Origin of the sequence: Halobiforma lacisalsi AJ5 (assembly GCF_000226975.2) — an archaeon.
GTDB classification, from domain to species: domain Archaea; phylum Halobacteriota; class Halobacteria; order Halobacteriales; family Natrialbaceae; genus Natronobacterium; species Natronobacterium lacisalsi.
In genome coordinates, this window is sequence record NZ_CP019285.1 from 1,381,207 (window position 1) to 1,396,556 (window position 15,350).

Sequence of the window (15,350 nt, forward strand, 5' to 3'; positions counted from 1 at the left end):
ATACGTTTCTCATGAACGGAAATACGCCGTACGCAGGGCTGCCGGGTGAAACGGCCGCTGGTCAGCGCGCAGCGGCGGACATTCCCGATCTCTCGCGAACCCAGAAGCGTACGCTCCACCGGGACGTCTCCCGGATCGCCGCGCGCACGCGGGAGTACCTCCCCAACGAGTACGTCGTCGACGCCAACGTGTCGACCAGCGCGACCGGTCCACAGGTGACCGTCGCCGTCCGGCCGCCGGTCGGTCACGCCGTCAGCGCCGGCTTCAGCCCGGACCTCGAGGACCGATCGGAGGAGCTCATCACGGCCGACGAACGCGACGAGGTCGCCCGCGGACTGGCCGCGAGCGCGGCGCTGCAGGTCAAACAGGCGATCGGCAGTAACGTGACGCCGACGGCAAAGTAACCGTAACCCGCGTCTCGATTTCGGTTCCGTCTACTCGTTTCCCCGCGCCCAGCGCTCAGCGCCCTTCGTTCGGAGCATTGCTTCTCGACGATCAGTACAGTAGCTGCTCGAGTTGATGACGTCGCCGCTCGAGGTCGATCGACGGGTCGACGCCGGGATCGTCGACGAGTCGATCGATCGCGAGCAACGGGTCGGCGCCAGCCCGTTCGACTGCCCGCAGGAGCGTCTCGATCGCTTCGCGGTTCGTCGCGAGCGAGGAACACCGGTCGATCGCGAGCGCGAGGGGGATCGCCCGGCTCGAGCGCGTGGGGAAGCCGTCGCCGATGCGTGAGAAGTCGGGGTCGGGTTCGGGGTCGGGGTCGGGATCGGAGTCCGTACCGGAATCGCTCCCTTCGGCCGCCTCGAGGCGAAGACAGCGAGTACAAACCGACACCACGGTAACGGTCTCGGGCGCGTATTCGCGGTACTCCTCGGGGACTACGAATTCGATCGTCGGGGAGTCACACGCGGAACAGGACATGAACGTGAAGATCGGTAGTGGACGGATCGGTTCCGAGTCGGGGGAGACGCCGTGTGCGAAACTGACGGAACGGGGCCGGCCGTCGGATCAGTTACCCGTCGGCGACTGTGCGGCCGTATCCGGCTGGACCTCCTCGAGGTCCTCCTCGTCTTCCTCGTCTCCTTCTGGCGCTTCCGCTTCCTCGGCCGCCTCGCGTGCCGCTTCTTCGGCCTCTTCGGCCTCCTTCTTCTCCTTGATCTTCTTCAGGCGGAACGTCTCCTCGCGTTCCTGTTCCTCGAGTTTCTGCTCGATGTACTCCTGGTTCTCCTTGAGTTCGGGGAGGAGCTTGAACTCGAGGGCGTTGACGCGGCGCTTGGTGGTCTCGATTTCGCGGAGCATCTTCTTCATCGCCGTCTCGACCTCCGCGGCGAGGATGATGCTCTCGAGCAGGTCCTCGTAGGCTTCGGCGGCCTCGTCGATGCGCGCCGAGGTCCCCATGATCCCGTACCCGCGCTCGTCGAGGCTCTTGGAGACCCGCGAGGACTCGATCTGTGGGACGACGACGCCCATGATGTTCTTGGACTCGGTGGTGATCTCGGGGTGTTCCTGCAACGCGGCGGCCGCACCCCGGACCGCGACGTCGCCCTCCATTGCACGAGCCATGTTGATCTTCTTCTGGGCCTCCTCGTAGTCGTCGGCGAGGTCGCCACGGACGTCCTGGGCCTTGTCCAGGATGTCCATGAACTCCATGATCAGCCCGTCCCGTTTCTTCTCTAGGGTCCCGTGCCCGCGTTCGGAGAGTTCGATCCGGTCTTCGATCTCCATCAGGTTCTTGCGGGTGGGCTTTACGTCCTTGGCCATCTTGTCGGGGGATTGCGGACGCAGCCGGATAACTGTTTACAGTTTTGCTGGCGACGGTAACCGACTCGAGACGGCAATCACGGATTATCCGAGGAACAGGTCGACGATCTCGCCGGAGGACTGCGATCGATACAGTTCGGAGTAGCCACAGTTCGTACAGCTCACGACGACGAACCGCCGGTTCTGAATGTCGAATATCCGCGAGAGACCGCTCCCCGTCGTCGAGATTTCGTCCATCTCCGTCTCCTCGTGACCACACTTCGGACAGCCGCGGTCGTCGTCTTTCATACGAACCTCTGTTCACTCCGGTAACAAATCCTTTGGATTCGCAGGCCCGATAATTGAACACAAATGTCCGCTGGTGCCGTCATCGTCGTCCTCCTGATCGGGCTCCTGATCACCGTCGCTCTGTGGGCCGCCATTCTCGACGAGACGTCCAACGCGACCGTTATGGATCGAGCGGAAGCCGAACGGTTCGCTCGGGAACGCGGCGGACGCGGTCCCAAGCAGTCCCAGTCTCGCTCGAGCGAAACCGGAGCCGACGCTAAGGACGGCCGAAACGACGGGTACGGATGGACTGATGAACCCAGCGAGGACGATCGGCGATAGTATTCTCTATCGTACTCGTCGCTCGTCACCCGTTACTCGTCACCCTCCGCTCAGCGCACAATTAAAGGCAAAAAGGCGTCGAACGGATCGTAATCGGGCCGATCAGTCGGCCTGAACCGCTTCTTCGCTTTCGGCGTCCGTCTCGGCGCCGTCCTCGCGGTAGTGCTCCTCGATGAGGTCCTCGTCGATACGGTTGAGTTCCTCCTTCGGGAGCATCGACAGCAGGTCCCAGCCGAGCTCGAGCGTCTCGTCGATCGAGCGGTTGGTGTCGTACCCCTGCTGGACGAACTCTTCCTCGAAGCGGTCCGCGAAGTCGAGGAACTTGTTGTCCCGCTCCGACAGGGCCTCGCGACCGACGATGTTCACGAGGTCGCGCAGGTCCTCACCCTCCGCGTAGGCGGCGTACATCTGGTCGGAGACGTCGCCGTGGTCCCCGCGGGTCAGGCCCTCGCCGATACCGTCGTCCATCAGCCGCGACAGGCTGGGCAGGACGTTGATCGGCGGCTCGATGCCCTGGCTGTTTAAGTCCCGATCCATCATGATCTGACCCTCGGTAATGTAGCCGGTCAGGTCCGGAATCGGGTGGGTGTCGTCGTCGCCGGGCATCGTCAGGATCGGGATCTGGGTGACCGATCCGTCCTTGCCTTCGATTCGACCGGCCCGCTCGTAGAGCTGGGCCAGGTCGGTGTACATGTACCCGGGGTAGCCACGGCGACCCGGGACCTCCTCGCGTGCGGCGCCGATCTCGCGCAGCGCCTCACAGTAGTTGGTCATGTCCGTCAGGATGACCAGCACGTGATAGTCCTTCTCGAAGGCCAGGTACTCGGCCGTAGTCAAGGCGAGTCGCGGGGTGACCTGCCGCTCGACTGCGGGGTCGTCCGCGAGGTTCATGAAGACGACCGAGCGCTCGAGTGCGCCGGTGCGCTCGAAGTCGTCCATGAACTCGTTTGCCTCTTCCTGGGTGATCCCCATCGCGCCGAAGATGACTGCGAACTCCGAGCCTTCTCCGCCTTCTTCTTCCTCTTCCGGGACGGTCGCCTGGCGGGCGATCTGGAGTGCGAGTTCGTTGTGGGGCAGCCCGGAACCGGAGAAGATCGGCAGCTTCTGGCCACGAACCAGCGTGTTCATGCCGTCGATGGCCGAGACCCCGGTCTGGATGAACTCCTCGGGGTACTCCCGGGAGAAGGGATTGATCGCCTTGCCGACGATGTCCTGTCGCTTGTCGGGGACGATCTCCGGGCCGTCGTCGATCGGGTTCCCGGAGCCGTCCAGCACCCGCCCGAGCAGATCCTCGGTGACGGGCATCTTCATCGTCTCGCCCAGGAAGCGAACGGAGGCGTTGCGGTCGATACCGCCCGTGCCTTCGAACACCTGGATCGAGACGATCCCCTCGCTCGATTCCAGTACCTGTCCGCGCAGGGTCTCGCCCTGTGGCGTCTCGATCTCGACGATCTCGTCGTACCCGACGGGCTCGTCGACCTCGGCGAACACCAGCGGACCGCTGATTTCCGTGATAGTCTGGTACTCTTTCATCGTTAGTACAGTTCGCGCAGTTGTTCTTTGAGGTCGTTCTCGATCTCGTCGATGAACTCCTCCCACTCCTCGGCCGTGCCCATCCGGTTGAGCTTCGGCGCAGCCTCGACGTCCGTGATCTCTTCCGGTGGCACACCGGCGTCGAGCGCGTCGAAGGCCTCGTCGTTGAACGTCTTGATGGCCGTCAGCATGCGGTAGGTCTTCTCGGGTTCACAGTAGGTGTCGACGTCGTGCAGGGCGTTCTGCTGGAGCCAGGCCTCGCGGAGGTAGCGTGCGACCTCCAGCGTGAGCTGCTGGTCCTCCGGCAGCGCGTCCTTCCCGACGAGCTGGACGATCTCCTGCAGTTCGTCCTCCTCGTCGAGAACGTCGACGGCCCACTGACGGGTTTCCGCCCAGTCGTCGGCGACGTTGTCCGTCCACCAGGGGTCGAGTTGGTCCTTGTACAGCGAGTAGGACTCGTTCCAGTTGATCGACGGGAAGTGTCGACGTTCCGCGAGGTCGGCGTCCAGCGCCCAGAACGTCTTGACGATACGCAGCGTGTTCTGAGTGACCGGCTCGGAGAAGTCCCCGCCCGGCGGCGAGACGGCGCCGACGACCGAAATCGATCCCTCGTCGCCGTTGATCAGCTGGAACTTGCCGGCTCGCTCGTAGAACTCGGAGAGCGCGGCGGCGAGGTACGCGGGGTACCCCTCCTCGCCGGGCATCTCCTCGAGTCGGCTCGAGATCTCGCGCATGGCCTCTGCCCACCGGGAGGTGGAGTCGGCCATCAGCGCGACGTCGTAGCCCATGTCGCGGTAGTACTCGGCGATCGTAATTCCCGTGTAGATACAGGACTCACGGGCTGCGACGGGCATATTCGACGTGTTCGCGATGAGGCACGTCCGGGCCATCAGCGGGTTCCCGGTCTGCGGGTCGGGCAGTTCCGGGAAGTCCTCGATGACCTCGGTCATCTCGTTGCCACGCTCGCCACAGCCGATGTAGACGACGATGTCCGCGTCGGACCACTTGGCGAGTTGCTGCTGGGTGACGGTCTTCCCGGAGCCGAACGGACCGGGAATCGCCGCCGTCCCGCCCTTCGCGAGCGGGAAGAGGCCGTCCTGGACGCGCTGACCGGTGACCAGCGGCTCGGTCGGCGTCTCCTTGTTGCCCGCGGGTCGGGCCTCACGGACCGGCCACTCCTGGTGCATCTGGATCTCCTCGCCGGAGGAGAGTTCGACGACGGTCTCCTCGACCGTGAACTCGCCGCTCTCGACGGCGGTCACTTCACCGCCCTCGTAGTCCGGCGGCACCATGACCTTGTGGTCGATGGTAACCGTCTCGGGGACGATCCCGACGACGTCGCCGGGCTCGACCTCGTCGCCTTCCTCGACTTCGGGCTCGAACTCCCACTCCTTCTCGAGGTCGATACCGGGCGCGTCGACCCCGCGGTCGAGGAATGCCGTTCCCATCTTGTCCTCGAGGACGTCCAGCGGACGCTGGACGCCGTCGTAAATGGAGTCGAGCATGCCGGGTCCGAGGTCGACCGAGAGGGGCTCGCCCGTGTTCTCGACGGGTTCGCCCGGGCCGACGCCGGACGTCTCCTCGTACACCTGAATGGTGGTCAGGTTCCCTTCGATCTCGATGACCTCGCCCATCAGTCCTTCGTCGCCGACGTAGACGACGTCGTTCATCCGGGCGTCGAGGTCCGTGGCGGTCACGACCGGACCGCTCACGCTTTCGATTACACCGTCTTCGTCGACGGATTCGATGTCTTCTGCCTGGCTCATAGTTTAGTCGCTGTCTTCGTCCTCTTCCATCAGGTCGATACCGATCGCTCGCTTGATCTGGTCGCGCAGCCCGCCGCCACCGGTGCCGCTCCCGATGGTCACGACGACCGGCTCGACGCTCGTCTCGACGTTCTGTCGAACGCCCCGCGAGAGGTAGTCGAGGTCGTCGTCGTGCATGACGACGATCCCGACGCCCTCGTCCTCGAGCACGTCGGCCACCGCATCGTCTAGCTCGGCGTCTTTCTCCTCGTCCGGGACGTTCTCGAACCGGCGAACGCCGGCGAGGCGGAAGCCGGTCGTGAACTCCGGACTGCCGACGACCGCGATTTCCTGGCTCATAGGATCACCAGCTCCTCTTCGATCTCGCTCTCGTCGAGTCCGACCTCTCGACCGCGCGCGATCGCGCGGATGTTCTCGACCTCGCGCTCTTTCGCGAGGATGTACGACAGCACGGCCGAAACCGAGACCGGGTAGATGCTCGAGAGCGTATCGGAGTACTGGAGCAACGCAGCATCCACTGCGTGCTCGAACTGGATAAGGCTGTCAGCATCGCGCAGCCGATCCAGTGCTCCCGAGAGTCGATCCCCGTATCGCTTGTTCTCGGCGATGTGATCGATCAACTCGTCTTGATCCGCGACGAGGCGGTTCAGCTCCGATTCGTCGAACAGGACACCGCCCTCGATGTAGTAGCTGGCGGGATCGAGGTCGGTCCCGCTTCGCGCGAGTCGTAGTGCGTTACGGGCGTTGCGGAAGTCGATCTCGGCCTGGAGGAACTCGATGTACTTCGCTTCCGGACCCTCCTGGGGCTGTTCCTGGCCCGGCGGACGGCTGACGTCCTCGAGCAGGCGTTCGTAGAACGCCCGGTCGAGGGCGTTCTCGAGCGGCACGAGCGCGCCGGTCTCCTCGAACTCATCGTAGGCCGCCATGAGCGGCTCGTAGTAGGTGGTTCGGGAGAGCATCTCGATCGCGTCCTCGATTTCGTCGGCCTCCATGAGCCGGTCGAGGGTGCGATCGTCGAGTTCGCCGGCGCGGATGAGGTCCGTCTGGTACTCCTCGGGATCGGTATCGGTGTAGATCCCGCGAATGATCGTCTTGAGGTTCCAGACGTCGAACTTCCGGAGATATCGGGCGATGAGGTCGTACAGTCGACCCTCGGACCAGTCGAGCAGATCCTGGAAGTGCTTCGCGAGGTTCCGGTTGAGGGCGTGCTCGATCAGGTCGACGCCCGAAAAGCGCGTTCCGAGTTCGTTGATCTCGCGTTCGTACTCCGATTCCTCCATGAACCGCGCGATCCCGCTCGGCCCCATCCGGATCAGCTTCCGATAGTCCTCGTCCGCAAACAGCGACGCTCGGCGCGAACGGACGCGACCGACGACGTACTCCGGATTCGACGCACCGAGAGTCCCGGATTCCGGATTCGAGCCACTCGCGTTCATTGCTCGAAGAGTCGGTTACTGATCTCCCGGAGGTTGTCTTCCCACACGTCCTCGAGCACGGAGTCGAAGGTGTTGTTGACTCGAACGCGGGACCCCTCGCTCTCGACGACGACGCCGCCGAGACAATCGTACTCGCCGGCGTACTCGTAGTCGTCGTACTCGGCGTCCTCGAGGATCGACTCGATCAGCTCGCGGTCGCTCTCGCGACCGTAAACGCTGACGTCGTCGCCGTCGTCGAACTCGACGCTTGCAGCCTCGAGGAGGGCACGAGTCAGTTCCTCGCGGCTGTCCCCTTCGAGGGTGGCGAGCTCTTCTTCGACCTGCTCGTGGACGTCCTCGAGGACGTCACGACGAGCCTCCAGGCGCTTCTGTTTCGCCTCCAGTTTGGCGCTGGAGAGACGCTGTTCGCGCAGTTGCTCGATCTCGCGCTCGACGTCTCGCTCGGCGCTCTCGACGATCTCCTCGGCGTCCGCTTCCGCGGCCGATTCGATCTCCTCGGCGCGAGCCTCGCCCTCGTTACGGATTTCCTCCGCACGCGCGTGGGCCTCTTCTCGAATGTCTTCTACGACTGTGTCCAAACTCATTGGTGGGAGAAAGGGGGTGGTTATTGGACCAGGAAGATGGCGACGATCGCGAAAATGACGAGCGTCTCCGGGAGAACCGTCATGACAATCCCGGGGACGAACATGTCGTCGTCTTCGGCGATCGCGCCAACGGCGGCAGCCCCGATACCACGCTCGGCGTAACCTGCGGCGAGCGCCGAGAGACCGACGGCGAGTGCCGCGGCACCGATGTCGGTGAGGAAGGGGGATTCTTCGACGGTTTCCTGCAGTACAAGGCCGGTCGTATCCGCTAGGGCTTCGATCATGGTTAGACGTGTTGTGAGTTCGATTGCTCCGAACAGCCGTATCTGGCCCTGCCCTCCCCATAAAACTCTCGAAAAAATCCGATATGGATAAACGATAGCAGCCAGCGCCGGGGATCTCCGACGGGCTAGTCAATATAATGTCCTTATATATTGGCCCTCGTTGAACGGTCGGCTGTTGCCTCCCGGAGAGGACGTTTTCCAGACGCGTAAAATCGGAACCGACGGGGATGGGTGGCGATGGGTGGCGTCAGTGTCGCGCCGTCGCTACCGTGTCGGCGTTCGATAGAAGAGACGAGACCGCCGCGAGTTGCGAGCGGCAGGCCGAGGGTCAGTCGACGGGCTTCGTCGTCAGTCGGCAGGTTGGGTGTCGGTCTCCTCGTGGCCGAACGGATCGTACTCCTCGCCGCCGCCTTCGTAGAACTTCTGGAAGAACTCCACGTACTCGAGGCGGAGCATCTGGATCCCTGCCGCGGTAATCCCCAGCAGGAGGACCAGAACGTGCCCGAACACGAACACGAGGATGGCAAGCGGGATGCCGATCCACATCGGGTCCATCCAAATCAGACCGACGAAATCCTGTTCGTAGCCGGTCACGTCGTACGTCGGGAGGTTGAACACGGTGTACCCGTGGTCAGTGTAGCCGCCGAACACGAGCAGGTTCACCGCGAACGCCATCCCGGCTTTCGCGAGTAGGACGGCGACCAGCCGCAGGTACGAGAGGACGTGCCCGAACGCCCATGCCGGAATCTCGAAGACGCCTGAGATCCCCTCGCCGATGCCGACCATCACGGCGCCGACGAAGAAGGCCCCGATCGCCGCGAGACCGACGGCCTCCGGCACGACGGCGTAGTTTGCGACGAAATCCGGCTTCTGAGAGACCGCGTGGCCACTGAAGATCCAGACGAACAGCCCGTTCATCGTGAGGATCCACGAAAGCCGTTCGTAGACTGCGGCCTTGAGGCCGTGGCTGAGTTCGTTGATGAACCCCAGGATCAACCCGATGTTGAGGTGGATCAGGCCGAAGACCAGGCTGAAGACGATCCACAGCATCGCCCACTCGGTCGACTGCAGCCCCTTGTCGAGCGTATCCATGAACAGGTACGTCGACAGAACGCTGTGGATCCCTTCGGGCATCCAGTACTCGATGTGGACGCCGAACATCTCGTCGTACAGCCAGCCGAACAGCACCGTGAATCCGCCGGCCCAGAGACCGATCGTCCCGACCGCCTTGCCGGCGTCGGAGTCGAAGGCCTTCCAGGCGCCATAGCCCATCAGCATGTACAGCAGACCGTAGCCGATGTCGCCGATCATGTACCCGAACGCGAACGGGTACGTGAGGAAGACCAGCACCGTCGGGTCGAGTTCGCTGTACTTGGGTTGGGCGACCATCTTGACCAGCAACTCGAACGGCTTGGCCGGCGTGATGTTGTCCAGAATCACCGGCGGCTCGTCGTCCATGGTAACGGCGCCGCTACCGTGGCCGTCAGCCCGGACGCCGCCGTCGGTCGCAGCTTTGCGCTCGACCGGCTCTTCGTCCTCGTCGGGTTCGGCGGTCGGACCCGTCTCGGCTTCGGTCTCCTCGCCGCCCTCACCGTCACCGCTTCCGGTGTGGGCTTCAGCACCGTGCTCGTACTCGTCGTAGTCGGCCTGTTCGAGTTCCTCGATTTCGACGCTGTCCCCGACGGTCTCTCGCAGGGCAGTGACGAGTCGGTCGTACTCCGAGCGGGGCAGCCACCCTTCGGCGATAAAGGCCCGTTCGCTCGTCGCGAACTGGAGCGGCGCCTCCGCCCGCTGGACCTCGATCGAGAGCCGTCCCTCGAGCGTCTGGAGGAACTCGCCGTGTGCCGCCGCGATCTCGTCGAGTTCCGCGTCGATGCTCTCGATCTCGGATTCGAGTTCGCGCTTGCGCGACTCGAGGTCGGTGACGTACGCGTCGGGGCTCTGATCCGTATCTGGCACCTCGTGGCGAGTGAAGTCGACGCCGACGATCGCGTCGCCCACGAAATCGGGGTCGGCGTCTTCGGCCGGCGCGGCCACGATGGCCACGACGTCGCCGCCGGTAAACGTCTCGAACGCCCGCACGTCGTCGGACGCCTCGAGCGCGTCGTCGATCTCGTCGACCGACCCTTCGCCGACGACGACGTCGACCGAGTCGTATCCCGACAGCAGGTCGAGGTCGATTCCGAGTTCGGCGAACGGAGCGATGCGATCGATCCGGTCCGTGACCTCCCGGAGTTCAGCCTCGACGTCGCTGCGCTGGTCGTCGAGTTCGTTGACCCGCGTGCGGACCTCCTCGAGGTGGGCCTCCCAGTCGTCGTCGACCTGTCCCAGCGGCGTCGCCGACGTGTCCTCGTCCAGGTCCGGTACGGGGGCGACGACCTCGGCGGCCTGCTGACCCGCGGTCTTGGTTTCTTCGTCCAGACCGAGCGTGCTCTCGAGGGCCCGGACGGTCACCAGTTTCTCGGAGGCGTCGTCGGCCCCCTCGATCGGGTTCCCGTTGTCGAACCCCTCCCACGAGCCGTCGTAGTCCGAGAGGTGGACCAGATTCAGGTCGTGGATCGTCTCGATGACCGTGGGCATGACGCCCTTGGAGCCGGTCACCGAGACCTTGCTCATCTTCTCAGGTCTGAGCATGGACGTCCTCCTGGAACAGGGAGACGACGTAGTCGGTTACCTCGTCGATCCGGTCTTCGGCCTGTCCGGCGAGTTCTTCCCGTTCCTGCTCGCCTTCCTCGAGGATCCGTTCGCACTCCTCGTCGATTTCGTCGCGCGCCTCCTCGAGTTGGCGCTCTTTGAGTTCCTGTGCCTCTCGTTGCGCGTCCGTGCGAATTTCCTCGGCTCGTTCCCGGGCCTCGGCTATTCGCTCGTCGCGCTCTTCCTCCGCCTCTGCGACGATCTCGTCGGCCTCTTGCTCCGCCGACTTAATTCGTTCGAGAACCTGTGGCCTCGGCATACTCTAAGCAAGCGAACGTTTGAAAGAGCGCGTATATGGTAGTTGCGAAACCACCTCGCCGGCCGCGATGTCCCGACGCCGGTATGGATCGATTACTCCGTTCCCGGTCGACGGTGTTCGACTTCCGAGACCCGGGAGCTGGAACGACGACCGGTCGCCGCGCCGATCGCAGAGCCACAGCCCCGCCGACTGGAACAGTAGACATATCCCGATCGGATCGCAATCCCTGAGTAATGGGAATCCTCGAGAACAAGGCCAGGGCCCGGCTGTTCTACAAGTACCTCTCGAAGGTGTACGATCAGGTCAACCCGTTCATCTGGAACGAGGAGATGCGCGCCGACGCCCTCGAGTTGCTCGAGTTCGAGGACGACATGACCGTCCTCGACGTCGGCTGTGGCACCGGCTTCGCGACCGAAGGGCTGCTCGAACACGTCGACGAGGTGTACGGGCTCGACCAGAGCCGCCACCAGCTCGAGCAGGCCTACGAGAAGTTCGGCAAACGCGCGCCGCCGGTCCACTTCCACCGCGGCGACGCCGAACGCCTGCCGTTCGCGACCGATACGTTCGACGTCGTCTGGTCGTCGGGCTCGATCGAGTACTGGCCAAACCCGATCCTCGCGCTCCGGGAGTTCCGCCGCGTGCTGAAACCCGGCGGACAGGTGCTGGTCGTCGGCCCCAACTACCCCGACAGTTTCCTCGCTCAGCGGCTCGCGGACTCGATAATGCTGTTTTACGACGAGTACGAGGCTGACGCGATGTTCAAACGGGCCGGCTTCGAGGACGTGAAACACGCCTTCATGGGACCGTCCTACGATCCCGACGTCGCGATCACGACGGTCGGTCGCGCGCCGGAGTAACGACTCGACTCGTACGGTTTACCGTCGGTCAGTTCCGGCCCAACCGCGACCCGGGCGGCGGGTGCGCCGGTACATCGGGACAGGGATCCGTCTCAGGCTGTCGCCTCGAGTTCCGCGAGGAGTTGCCCGTCGACGACCAGCCCGACGTTCACCGTGTCGCCGACCTCGATCGTCGGATCGTTCGTCTCGGCCACCCGAAAGCTCGCCCGTTCGCCGGGCCGCCAGTGCGGGCTCGCCTCCGCGTTGAACGGTCCGGTCGGCGCGCCGTCGAACCCCACAGCGCCGACGAACGGCACCGGCGGCTGTTCGGACAGTTCCTCGCCGTCGACGGCCACCGTCAGGGAGAGTTCCCGAACGTCGATAGCGTCGCCGGTCGCGTGCTCGATGGTGATTTCGGATCCTCCGCCGTCGATCGTAAGTTCGAACGCGGCCATCGTCGGGGCGTCGACTGGCCCTGTGACGAAACCGACGGCAATCACCGCAACGAGACAGATCGTGATTCCGACCAGGAGGACTGTCCCGAGGAGCGGGCTTATGCCTCGATCTTCCCATCGGCCGCGTTCGCACAGGTTCCGTGTTTGGCGACCGGGATGCTGGTCGAGATCAGCCCTCCGGGGACGCGATGACCGTGCCACGGGGCGTTCTGCTCCTCCGTTACTATATAAACTGAAGCAATGACGGGTATATTATGGGTTCCGGTTGTTCCCGCCCGAAAACCCCGCGAGCGACCGTTCAACAGGCCGTGGCGGGACTGAAATCACTCATCCGTCTTCGCTCTCGACCCCGTCGTTCTCGATCGTCGGACTGATGGCTCGAGTCGACGTCTCTACTCCGAGTTCGTAGTCGTCGGTCGGCGGGACGTACCAGAGCGTCCCGTCCTCACCATCGGTTTCGCCGATTTCGACGCCGTCAATGGAGATCGTCGCCCGCTGTGGGTCGCCACTCGAGGCTTCGCGGACCGTGATCTCCGTCGGACCGTCGGCCGGTGTCTCGTTCAACGTGATCTCGAGTCCGGCTTCGCTCCACTGGTCTTCGGCGGTGATCGGGAGTTCGTCGACCGACAGCTTCTGGATCTCGCGGTAGACGTTCCCGGTCCCGGCGTCGAGGTAGACCTCGAGGTTGCCCTGGTCGTGAACGTACTCGAGCCAGTAGAAGTGTCGCTCCGAGCTATGGTCGTGGAAGGTTGGACTGTCACCGGTCGCTTCCGAGGCCCACGGATACAGTTCGTTACTGTGGTAGAACGATTCGAACTCCTGGAACTGATCGGGTTGCGTGGTATCCCGATTGTCGAACCGAATCGTTTCGACGAGGTACGTCTGGTCTTCGATCGTCGCGATACTGTACCCGTTCTCGGTGGTCCGAAGCGCAAACTCGTATTCCGTCCCTGGTTGGGTATTTTGCGTCGCAATGGCCAGGTTCGTGCGGGGTTGGGTCTGATATGCCTCGAGCACTGCGCGATCCGCCCGGAGCTCGTTCCGTGAAAGCGAGTACCCGGATACTCGTCTCGCACGATTCTCTAACTGATCGAGCGCGGCCTCGAGTTCGTTCGCTTCGTTGTAGCTGCGCAGCAGGGTCTGTGTCAATTCGACGGTCGATCGCTCGCCGTTGGCGTGCGATCGAACTGCCTCGTGTTCGCGCTCCTCGAGTTCGTCGATCCGATCCTGGATCCGCTCGTGTGCTCGCTCGGCCATCTCTCTTCGTTCGGTCGTATTGGCCTCGTCGAACGCCCCATCCGACAGAACGTAAAGCTCGTGATCGATTCGCAGGGCGTCGTCGGTACTCGCGAGGCCCAGGCCGAGATCCGATCCGTGCTCGACACGCTCCGTTTCGCCGGCGTTCGGGAGCGTGAGACGGTTCGTGGTGTTTTCGACCGAGATCGGATCCGAGGGTGCTTGCTGGACGGCGCTCATCTGATCGGTCGTCCCGACTCCTCCGTGGGCCTCGCCGCTGGGACCGGCTGCGACGAGGGGCATCGCGAACAGGGAGGACAGGAGAACCGCAGCGAGGACAGCGGGGATCGCGCCCTTCATCGGCCCACCGTACGGGCTCCTGATATAAAAGACGGTCGCACCCGTCGTAATGAACGTATTCGCCACTCGATCGGCCGTCTGCCGATAGTAAATGGCGTCTTGTCTTCTATGGAAAGGGTTTTTTCCCCCGGGAAACCACCCGTTGGTAGGTATGCGGTTATCCACCGCCGTTACGCTCGCCCTCATAGCCCTCCTCGTTACGCCCGCCGTGGGGGCGGTGGCCGCCGTACCGTCGGACTCGGGGTTCGTTTCCGAACCGAACCCCGATGTCGGATCCGAACTGGACCCGGTCCCGGCCCCAGCACCGGATTCGGCGCTATCGCCGACGGTGACCGAGCGGTCTCCGTCCACGCTGTCCGAGACAGGGACAGCGGATGCGATGTCTTCTCCACGCATCCAAGCTGATACCGTCGCTTCCGACCGCGAACCGCTCGAGCCCGCCGATCCCGGACAGATAATTCGGCTGTCCGTTCGCGATGACGGCGACGTCAACTGGTCGATCGAGAGCCGGTTCCTGCTGGTCGGTGAGGAAGACGAAGAGACGTTCCAGGAACACGCCCAGGCCGTCGTCTCCGGTCAGCGGGGCGTCGGCTACGACATCCAGTCGTTCGAGACCGCGCTCGAGGCGGCGGAGGCGGAGACCGACCGCGACATGGAGATCGTCGACGCAGGCTGGGACGAACCGCGAACGGAGCCGTACGAACCGGTCGAAGGCGGCGGTGACGACGCGCTCTTCGGCACCGGGAATTCGGAAAACGAGACCGTCAAAGTCGGCATCATCTCCTACTCGCTGACCTGGGAGAACTTCGCTACGGTCGACGACGAGCGCGTCTACTTCGGAGACGCGTTCCAGTCCCCGCAGGGGACCTGGTTCCCGAGCCTGACAGACGATCAACGGCTCGTCGTCGAGTCGCCCCCGGGATACGCCCTCGAGACGCCGACCAACCTCACCTGGGACGGCCCACACCAGTTCGAGGACGGCGAACTCGAGATCGTCTTCGTCCGTGGACCGTCTACGTCTACGGGGGCGTGGCTCGACTGGTCGGTCGCCGGTGGACTCCTGATCGCTATCGTCGGCGCTGTGGGCGGGTACGCGCTCTACCGCTATGCGGGGGGCGACGGGGACGGCTCGCCGCTCGAGCGACTCCCGGTCGTCGGGGGCGCGGAATCGGACGGCGGAGCAGTAGCGGACAGCCGTCGTTCCGATACCGCCGACGACCCAACGGAAGCGGCGTCGGTCGACGCCGCTACTCGAGAGCCGGACACACAGTTCCAGTACGAGGAAGATATCGACGACGACATCGATCCCGAACTGCTGGCGGACGAGGAGCGCGTTCATCGACTGCTCAAGCAAAACGGCGGCCGGATGAAACAGGCCAACATCGTCACGGAGACCGGCTGGTCGAACGCGAAAGTCTCGCAACTGCTCTCGCAGATGGACGAGGACGGCGAGATCGAGAAACTCCGGATCGGCCGCGAGAACCTGATCACGCTGCCGGACGTGGATCCGACGGAGATCGACTGATCCTCCCGA

The 15,350-nt window shown here is 63.8% G+C and carries 17 protein-coding genes; 4 read left to right on the forward strand and 13 right to left on the reverse strand.

Going from position 1 to position 15,350, the window contains the following annotated elements:
* Window positions 1–11 precede the first annotated feature (11 nt).
* Window positions 12–404: a DUF5811 family protein gene (locus CHINAEXTREME_RS06510; protein WP_007139787.1), complete on the forward strand. Its 393-nt coding sequence runs from the start codon at window positions 12–14 to the stop codon at window positions 402–404.
* A 91-nt stretch (window positions 405–495) separates the two neighbouring features.
* Here the strand turns inward: CHINAEXTREME_RS06510 and CHINAEXTREME_RS06515 are convergent, their stop codons facing one another.
* The 3 genes from CHINAEXTREME_RS06515 to CHINAEXTREME_RS06525 all read right to left on the reverse strand — a co-directional run bounded on the left by CHINAEXTREME_RS06515 (window position 496) and on the right by CHINAEXTREME_RS06525 (window position 2,052).
* Window positions 496–924 carry a DUF6276 family protein gene (locus CHINAEXTREME_RS06515; RefSeq protein WP_007139786.1) on the reverse strand — a complete coding sequence of 143 codons (429 nt, stop codon included), beginning with the start codon at window positions 922–924 and terminating at the stop codon, window positions 496–498.
* A gap of 87 nt (window positions 925–1,011) precedes the next feature.
* Complete coding sequence (locus CHINAEXTREME_RS06520) at window positions 1,012–1,764, reverse strand: V-type ATP synthase subunit D (RefSeq protein WP_029601497.1); 753 nt, start codon at window positions 1,762–1,764, stop codon at window positions 1,012–1,014.
* An 84-nt stretch (window positions 1,765–1,848) separates the two neighbouring features.
* Window positions 1,849–2,052, reverse strand: a complete 204-nt coding sequence (locus tag CHINAEXTREME_RS06525; protein WP_007139784.1) for a zinc ribbon domain-containing protein — start codon at window positions 2,050–2,052, stop codon at window positions 1,849–1,851.
* A 63-nt stretch (window positions 2,053–2,115) separates the two neighbouring features.
* Between CHINAEXTREME_RS06525 and CHINAEXTREME_RS06530 the strand changes: the two genes are divergently transcribed.
* On the forward strand, window positions 2,116–2,373 hold the full coding sequence (locus CHINAEXTREME_RS06530; RefSeq protein ID WP_007139783.1) for a hypothetical protein: 258 nt from the start codon (window positions 2,116–2,118) through the stop codon (window positions 2,371–2,373).
* Between the two features lie 102 nt (window positions 2,374–2,475).
* Here the strand turns inward: CHINAEXTREME_RS06530 and CHINAEXTREME_RS06535 are convergent, their stop codons facing one another.
* The 8 genes from CHINAEXTREME_RS06535 to ahaH all read right to left on the reverse strand — a co-directional run bounded on the left by CHINAEXTREME_RS06535 (window position 2,476) and on the right by ahaH (window position 10,929).
* Complete coding sequence (locus CHINAEXTREME_RS06535) at window positions 2,476–3,906, reverse strand: ATP synthase subunit B (RefSeq protein WP_007139782.1); 1,431 nt, start codon at window positions 3,904–3,906, stop codon at window positions 2,476–2,478.
* A gap of 2 nt (window positions 3,907–3,908) precedes the next feature.
* A complete protein-coding gene (locus tag CHINAEXTREME_RS06540; RefSeq protein ID WP_007139781.1) occupies window positions 3,909–5,672 on the reverse strand; it encodes an ATP synthase subunit A in 1,764 nt (587 codons plus the stop codon).
* Between the two features lie 3 nt (window positions 5,673–5,675).
* Entirely contained in the window at window positions 5,676–6,011 is a 336-nt protein-coding gene (locus CHINAEXTREME_RS06545) for a V-type ATP synthase subunit F (RefSeq protein ID WP_007139780.1), read from the reverse strand.
* Window positions 6,008–7,108, reverse strand: coding sequence for a V-type ATP synthase subunit C (locus tag CHINAEXTREME_RS06550; RefSeq protein ID WP_007139779.1), 1,101 nt, complete (start codon window positions 7,106–7,108; stop codon window positions 6,008–6,010). Before CHINAEXTREME_RS06550 ends, CHINAEXTREME_RS06545 begins: the two co-directional genes overlap by 4 nt.
* Window positions 7,105–7,692 carry a V-type ATP synthase subunit E gene (locus CHINAEXTREME_RS06555; protein ID WP_007139778.1) on the reverse strand — a complete coding sequence of 196 codons (588 nt, stop codon included), beginning with the start codon at window positions 7,690–7,692 and terminating at the stop codon, window positions 7,105–7,107. The genes CHINAEXTREME_RS06550 and CHINAEXTREME_RS06555 overlap by 4 nt, the downstream gene beginning before the upstream one ends.
* A 20-nt stretch (window positions 7,693–7,712) precedes the next feature.
* Window positions 7,713–7,976, reverse strand: coding sequence for a hypothetical protein (locus CHINAEXTREME_RS06560; RefSeq protein WP_007139777.1), 264 nt, complete (start codon window positions 7,974–7,976; stop codon window positions 7,713–7,715).
* Between the two features lie 348 nt (window positions 7,977–8,324).
* Complete coding sequence (locus tag CHINAEXTREME_RS06565) at window positions 8,325–10,610, reverse strand: V-type ATP synthase subunit I (RefSeq protein ID WP_238593364.1); 2,286 nt, start codon at window positions 10,608–10,610, stop codon at window positions 8,325–8,327.
* Window positions 10,597–10,929: an ATP synthase archaeal subunit H gene (gene ahaH, locus CHINAEXTREME_RS06570; protein ID WP_007139775.1), complete on the reverse strand. Its 333-nt coding sequence runs from the start codon at window positions 10,927–10,929 to the stop codon at window positions 10,597–10,599. Before ahaH ends, CHINAEXTREME_RS06565 begins: the two co-directional genes overlap by 14 nt.
* A gap of 233 nt (window positions 10,930–11,162) precedes the next feature.
* Here ahaH and CHINAEXTREME_RS06575 point away from each other — a divergent pair, with 233 nt between their 5' ends.
* Window positions 11,163–11,786, forward strand: a complete 624-nt coding sequence (locus tag CHINAEXTREME_RS06575) for a methyltransferase domain-containing protein (RefSeq protein WP_007139774.1) — start codon at window positions 11,163–11,165, stop codon at window positions 11,784–11,786.
* Between the two features lie 92 nt (window positions 11,787–11,878).
* Here CHINAEXTREME_RS06575 and CHINAEXTREME_RS06580 read toward each other — a convergent pair whose 3' ends face one another.
* Together CHINAEXTREME_RS06580 and CHINAEXTREME_RS06585 are read right to left on the reverse strand one after the other, a co-directional pair.
* Window positions 11,879–12,421: a type IV pilin N-terminal domain-containing protein gene (locus CHINAEXTREME_RS06580; protein WP_338013392.1), complete on the reverse strand. Its 543-nt coding sequence runs from the start codon at window positions 12,419–12,421 to the stop codon at window positions 11,879–11,881.
* 126 nt (window positions 12,422–12,547) lie between these two features.
* A complete protein-coding gene (locus tag CHINAEXTREME_RS06585; RefSeq protein ID WP_007139772.1) occupies window positions 12,548–13,816 on the reverse strand; it encodes a DUF7096 domain-containing protein in 1,269 nt (422 codons plus the stop codon).
* Between the two features lie 217 nt (window positions 13,817–14,033).
* On the opposite strand from CHINAEXTREME_RS06585, the gene CHINAEXTREME_RS06590 reads away from it, so the two are divergent.
* Entirely contained in the window at window positions 14,034–15,341 is a 1,308-nt protein-coding gene (locus CHINAEXTREME_RS06590) for a helix-turn-helix transcriptional regulator (protein ID WP_007139771.1), read from the forward strand.
* Window positions 15,342–15,350 lie beyond the last annotated feature (9 nt).

What these genes read in the sequence shown, in the direction of transcription:
- CHINAEXTREME_RS06535 (WP_007139782.1), bottom strand. Translation starts at nt 3,906, where the DNA reads ATGAAAGAGTACCAGACTATCACGGAAATCAGCGGTCCGCTGGTGTTC.
- CHINAEXTREME_RS06550 (WP_007139779.1), bottom strand. Translation starts at nt 7,108, where the DNA reads ATGAACGCGAGTGGCTCGAATCCGGAATCCGGGACTCTCGGTGCGTCG.
- CHINAEXTREME_RS06575 (WP_007139774.1), top strand. Translation starts at nt 11,163, where the DNA reads ATGGGAATCCTCGAGAACAAGGCCAGGGCCCGGCTGTTCTACAAGTAC.
- CHINAEXTREME_RS06520 (WP_029601497.1), bottom strand. Translation starts at nt 1,764, where the DNA reads ATGGCCAAGGACGTAAAGCCCACCCGCAAGAACCTGATGGAGATCGAA.
- CHINAEXTREME_RS06565 (WP_238593364.1), bottom strand. Translation starts at nt 10,610, where the DNA reads ATGCTCAGACCTGAGAAGATGAGCAAGGTCTCGGTGACCGGCTCCAAG.
- CHINAEXTREME_RS06545 (WP_007139780.1), bottom strand. Translation starts at nt 6,011, where the DNA reads ATGAGCCAGGAAATCGCGGTCGTCGGCAGTCCGGAGTTCACGACCGGC.
- CHINAEXTREME_RS06510 (WP_007139787.1), top strand. Translation starts at nt 12, where the DNA reads ATGAACGGAAATACGCCGTACGCAGGGCTGCCGGGTGAAACGGCCGCT.
- CHINAEXTREME_RS06560 (WP_007139777.1), bottom strand. Translation starts at nt 7,976, where the DNA reads ATGATCGAAGCCCTAGCGGATACGACCGGCCTTGTACTGCAGGAAACC.
- ahaH (WP_007139775.1), bottom strand. Translation starts at nt 10,929, where the DNA reads ATGCCGAGGCCACAGGTTCTCGAACGAATTAAGTCGGCGGAGCAAGAG.
- CHINAEXTREME_RS06525 (WP_007139784.1), bottom strand. Translation starts at nt 2,052, where the DNA reads ATGAAAGACGACGACCGCGGCTGTCCGAAGTGTGGTCACGAGGAGACG.
- CHINAEXTREME_RS06515 (WP_007139786.1), bottom strand. Translation starts at nt 924, where the DNA reads ATGTCCTGTTCCGCGTGTGACTCCCCGACGATCGAATTCGTAGTCCCC.
- CHINAEXTREME_RS06585 (WP_007139772.1), bottom strand. Translation starts at nt 13,816, where the DNA reads ATGAAGGGCGCGATCCCCGCTGTCCTCGCTGCGGTTCTCCTGTCCTCC.
- CHINAEXTREME_RS06530 (WP_007139783.1), top strand. Translation starts at nt 2,116, where the DNA reads ATGTCCGCTGGTGCCGTCATCGTCGTCCTCCTGATCGGGCTCCTGATC.
- CHINAEXTREME_RS06555 (WP_007139778.1), bottom strand. Translation starts at nt 7,692, where the DNA reads ATGAGTTTGGACACAGTCGTAGAAGACATTCGAGAAGAGGCCCACGCG.
- CHINAEXTREME_RS06540 (WP_007139781.1), bottom strand. Translation starts at nt 5,672, where the DNA reads ATGAGCCAGGCAGAAGACATCGAATCCGTCGACGAAGACGGTGTAATC.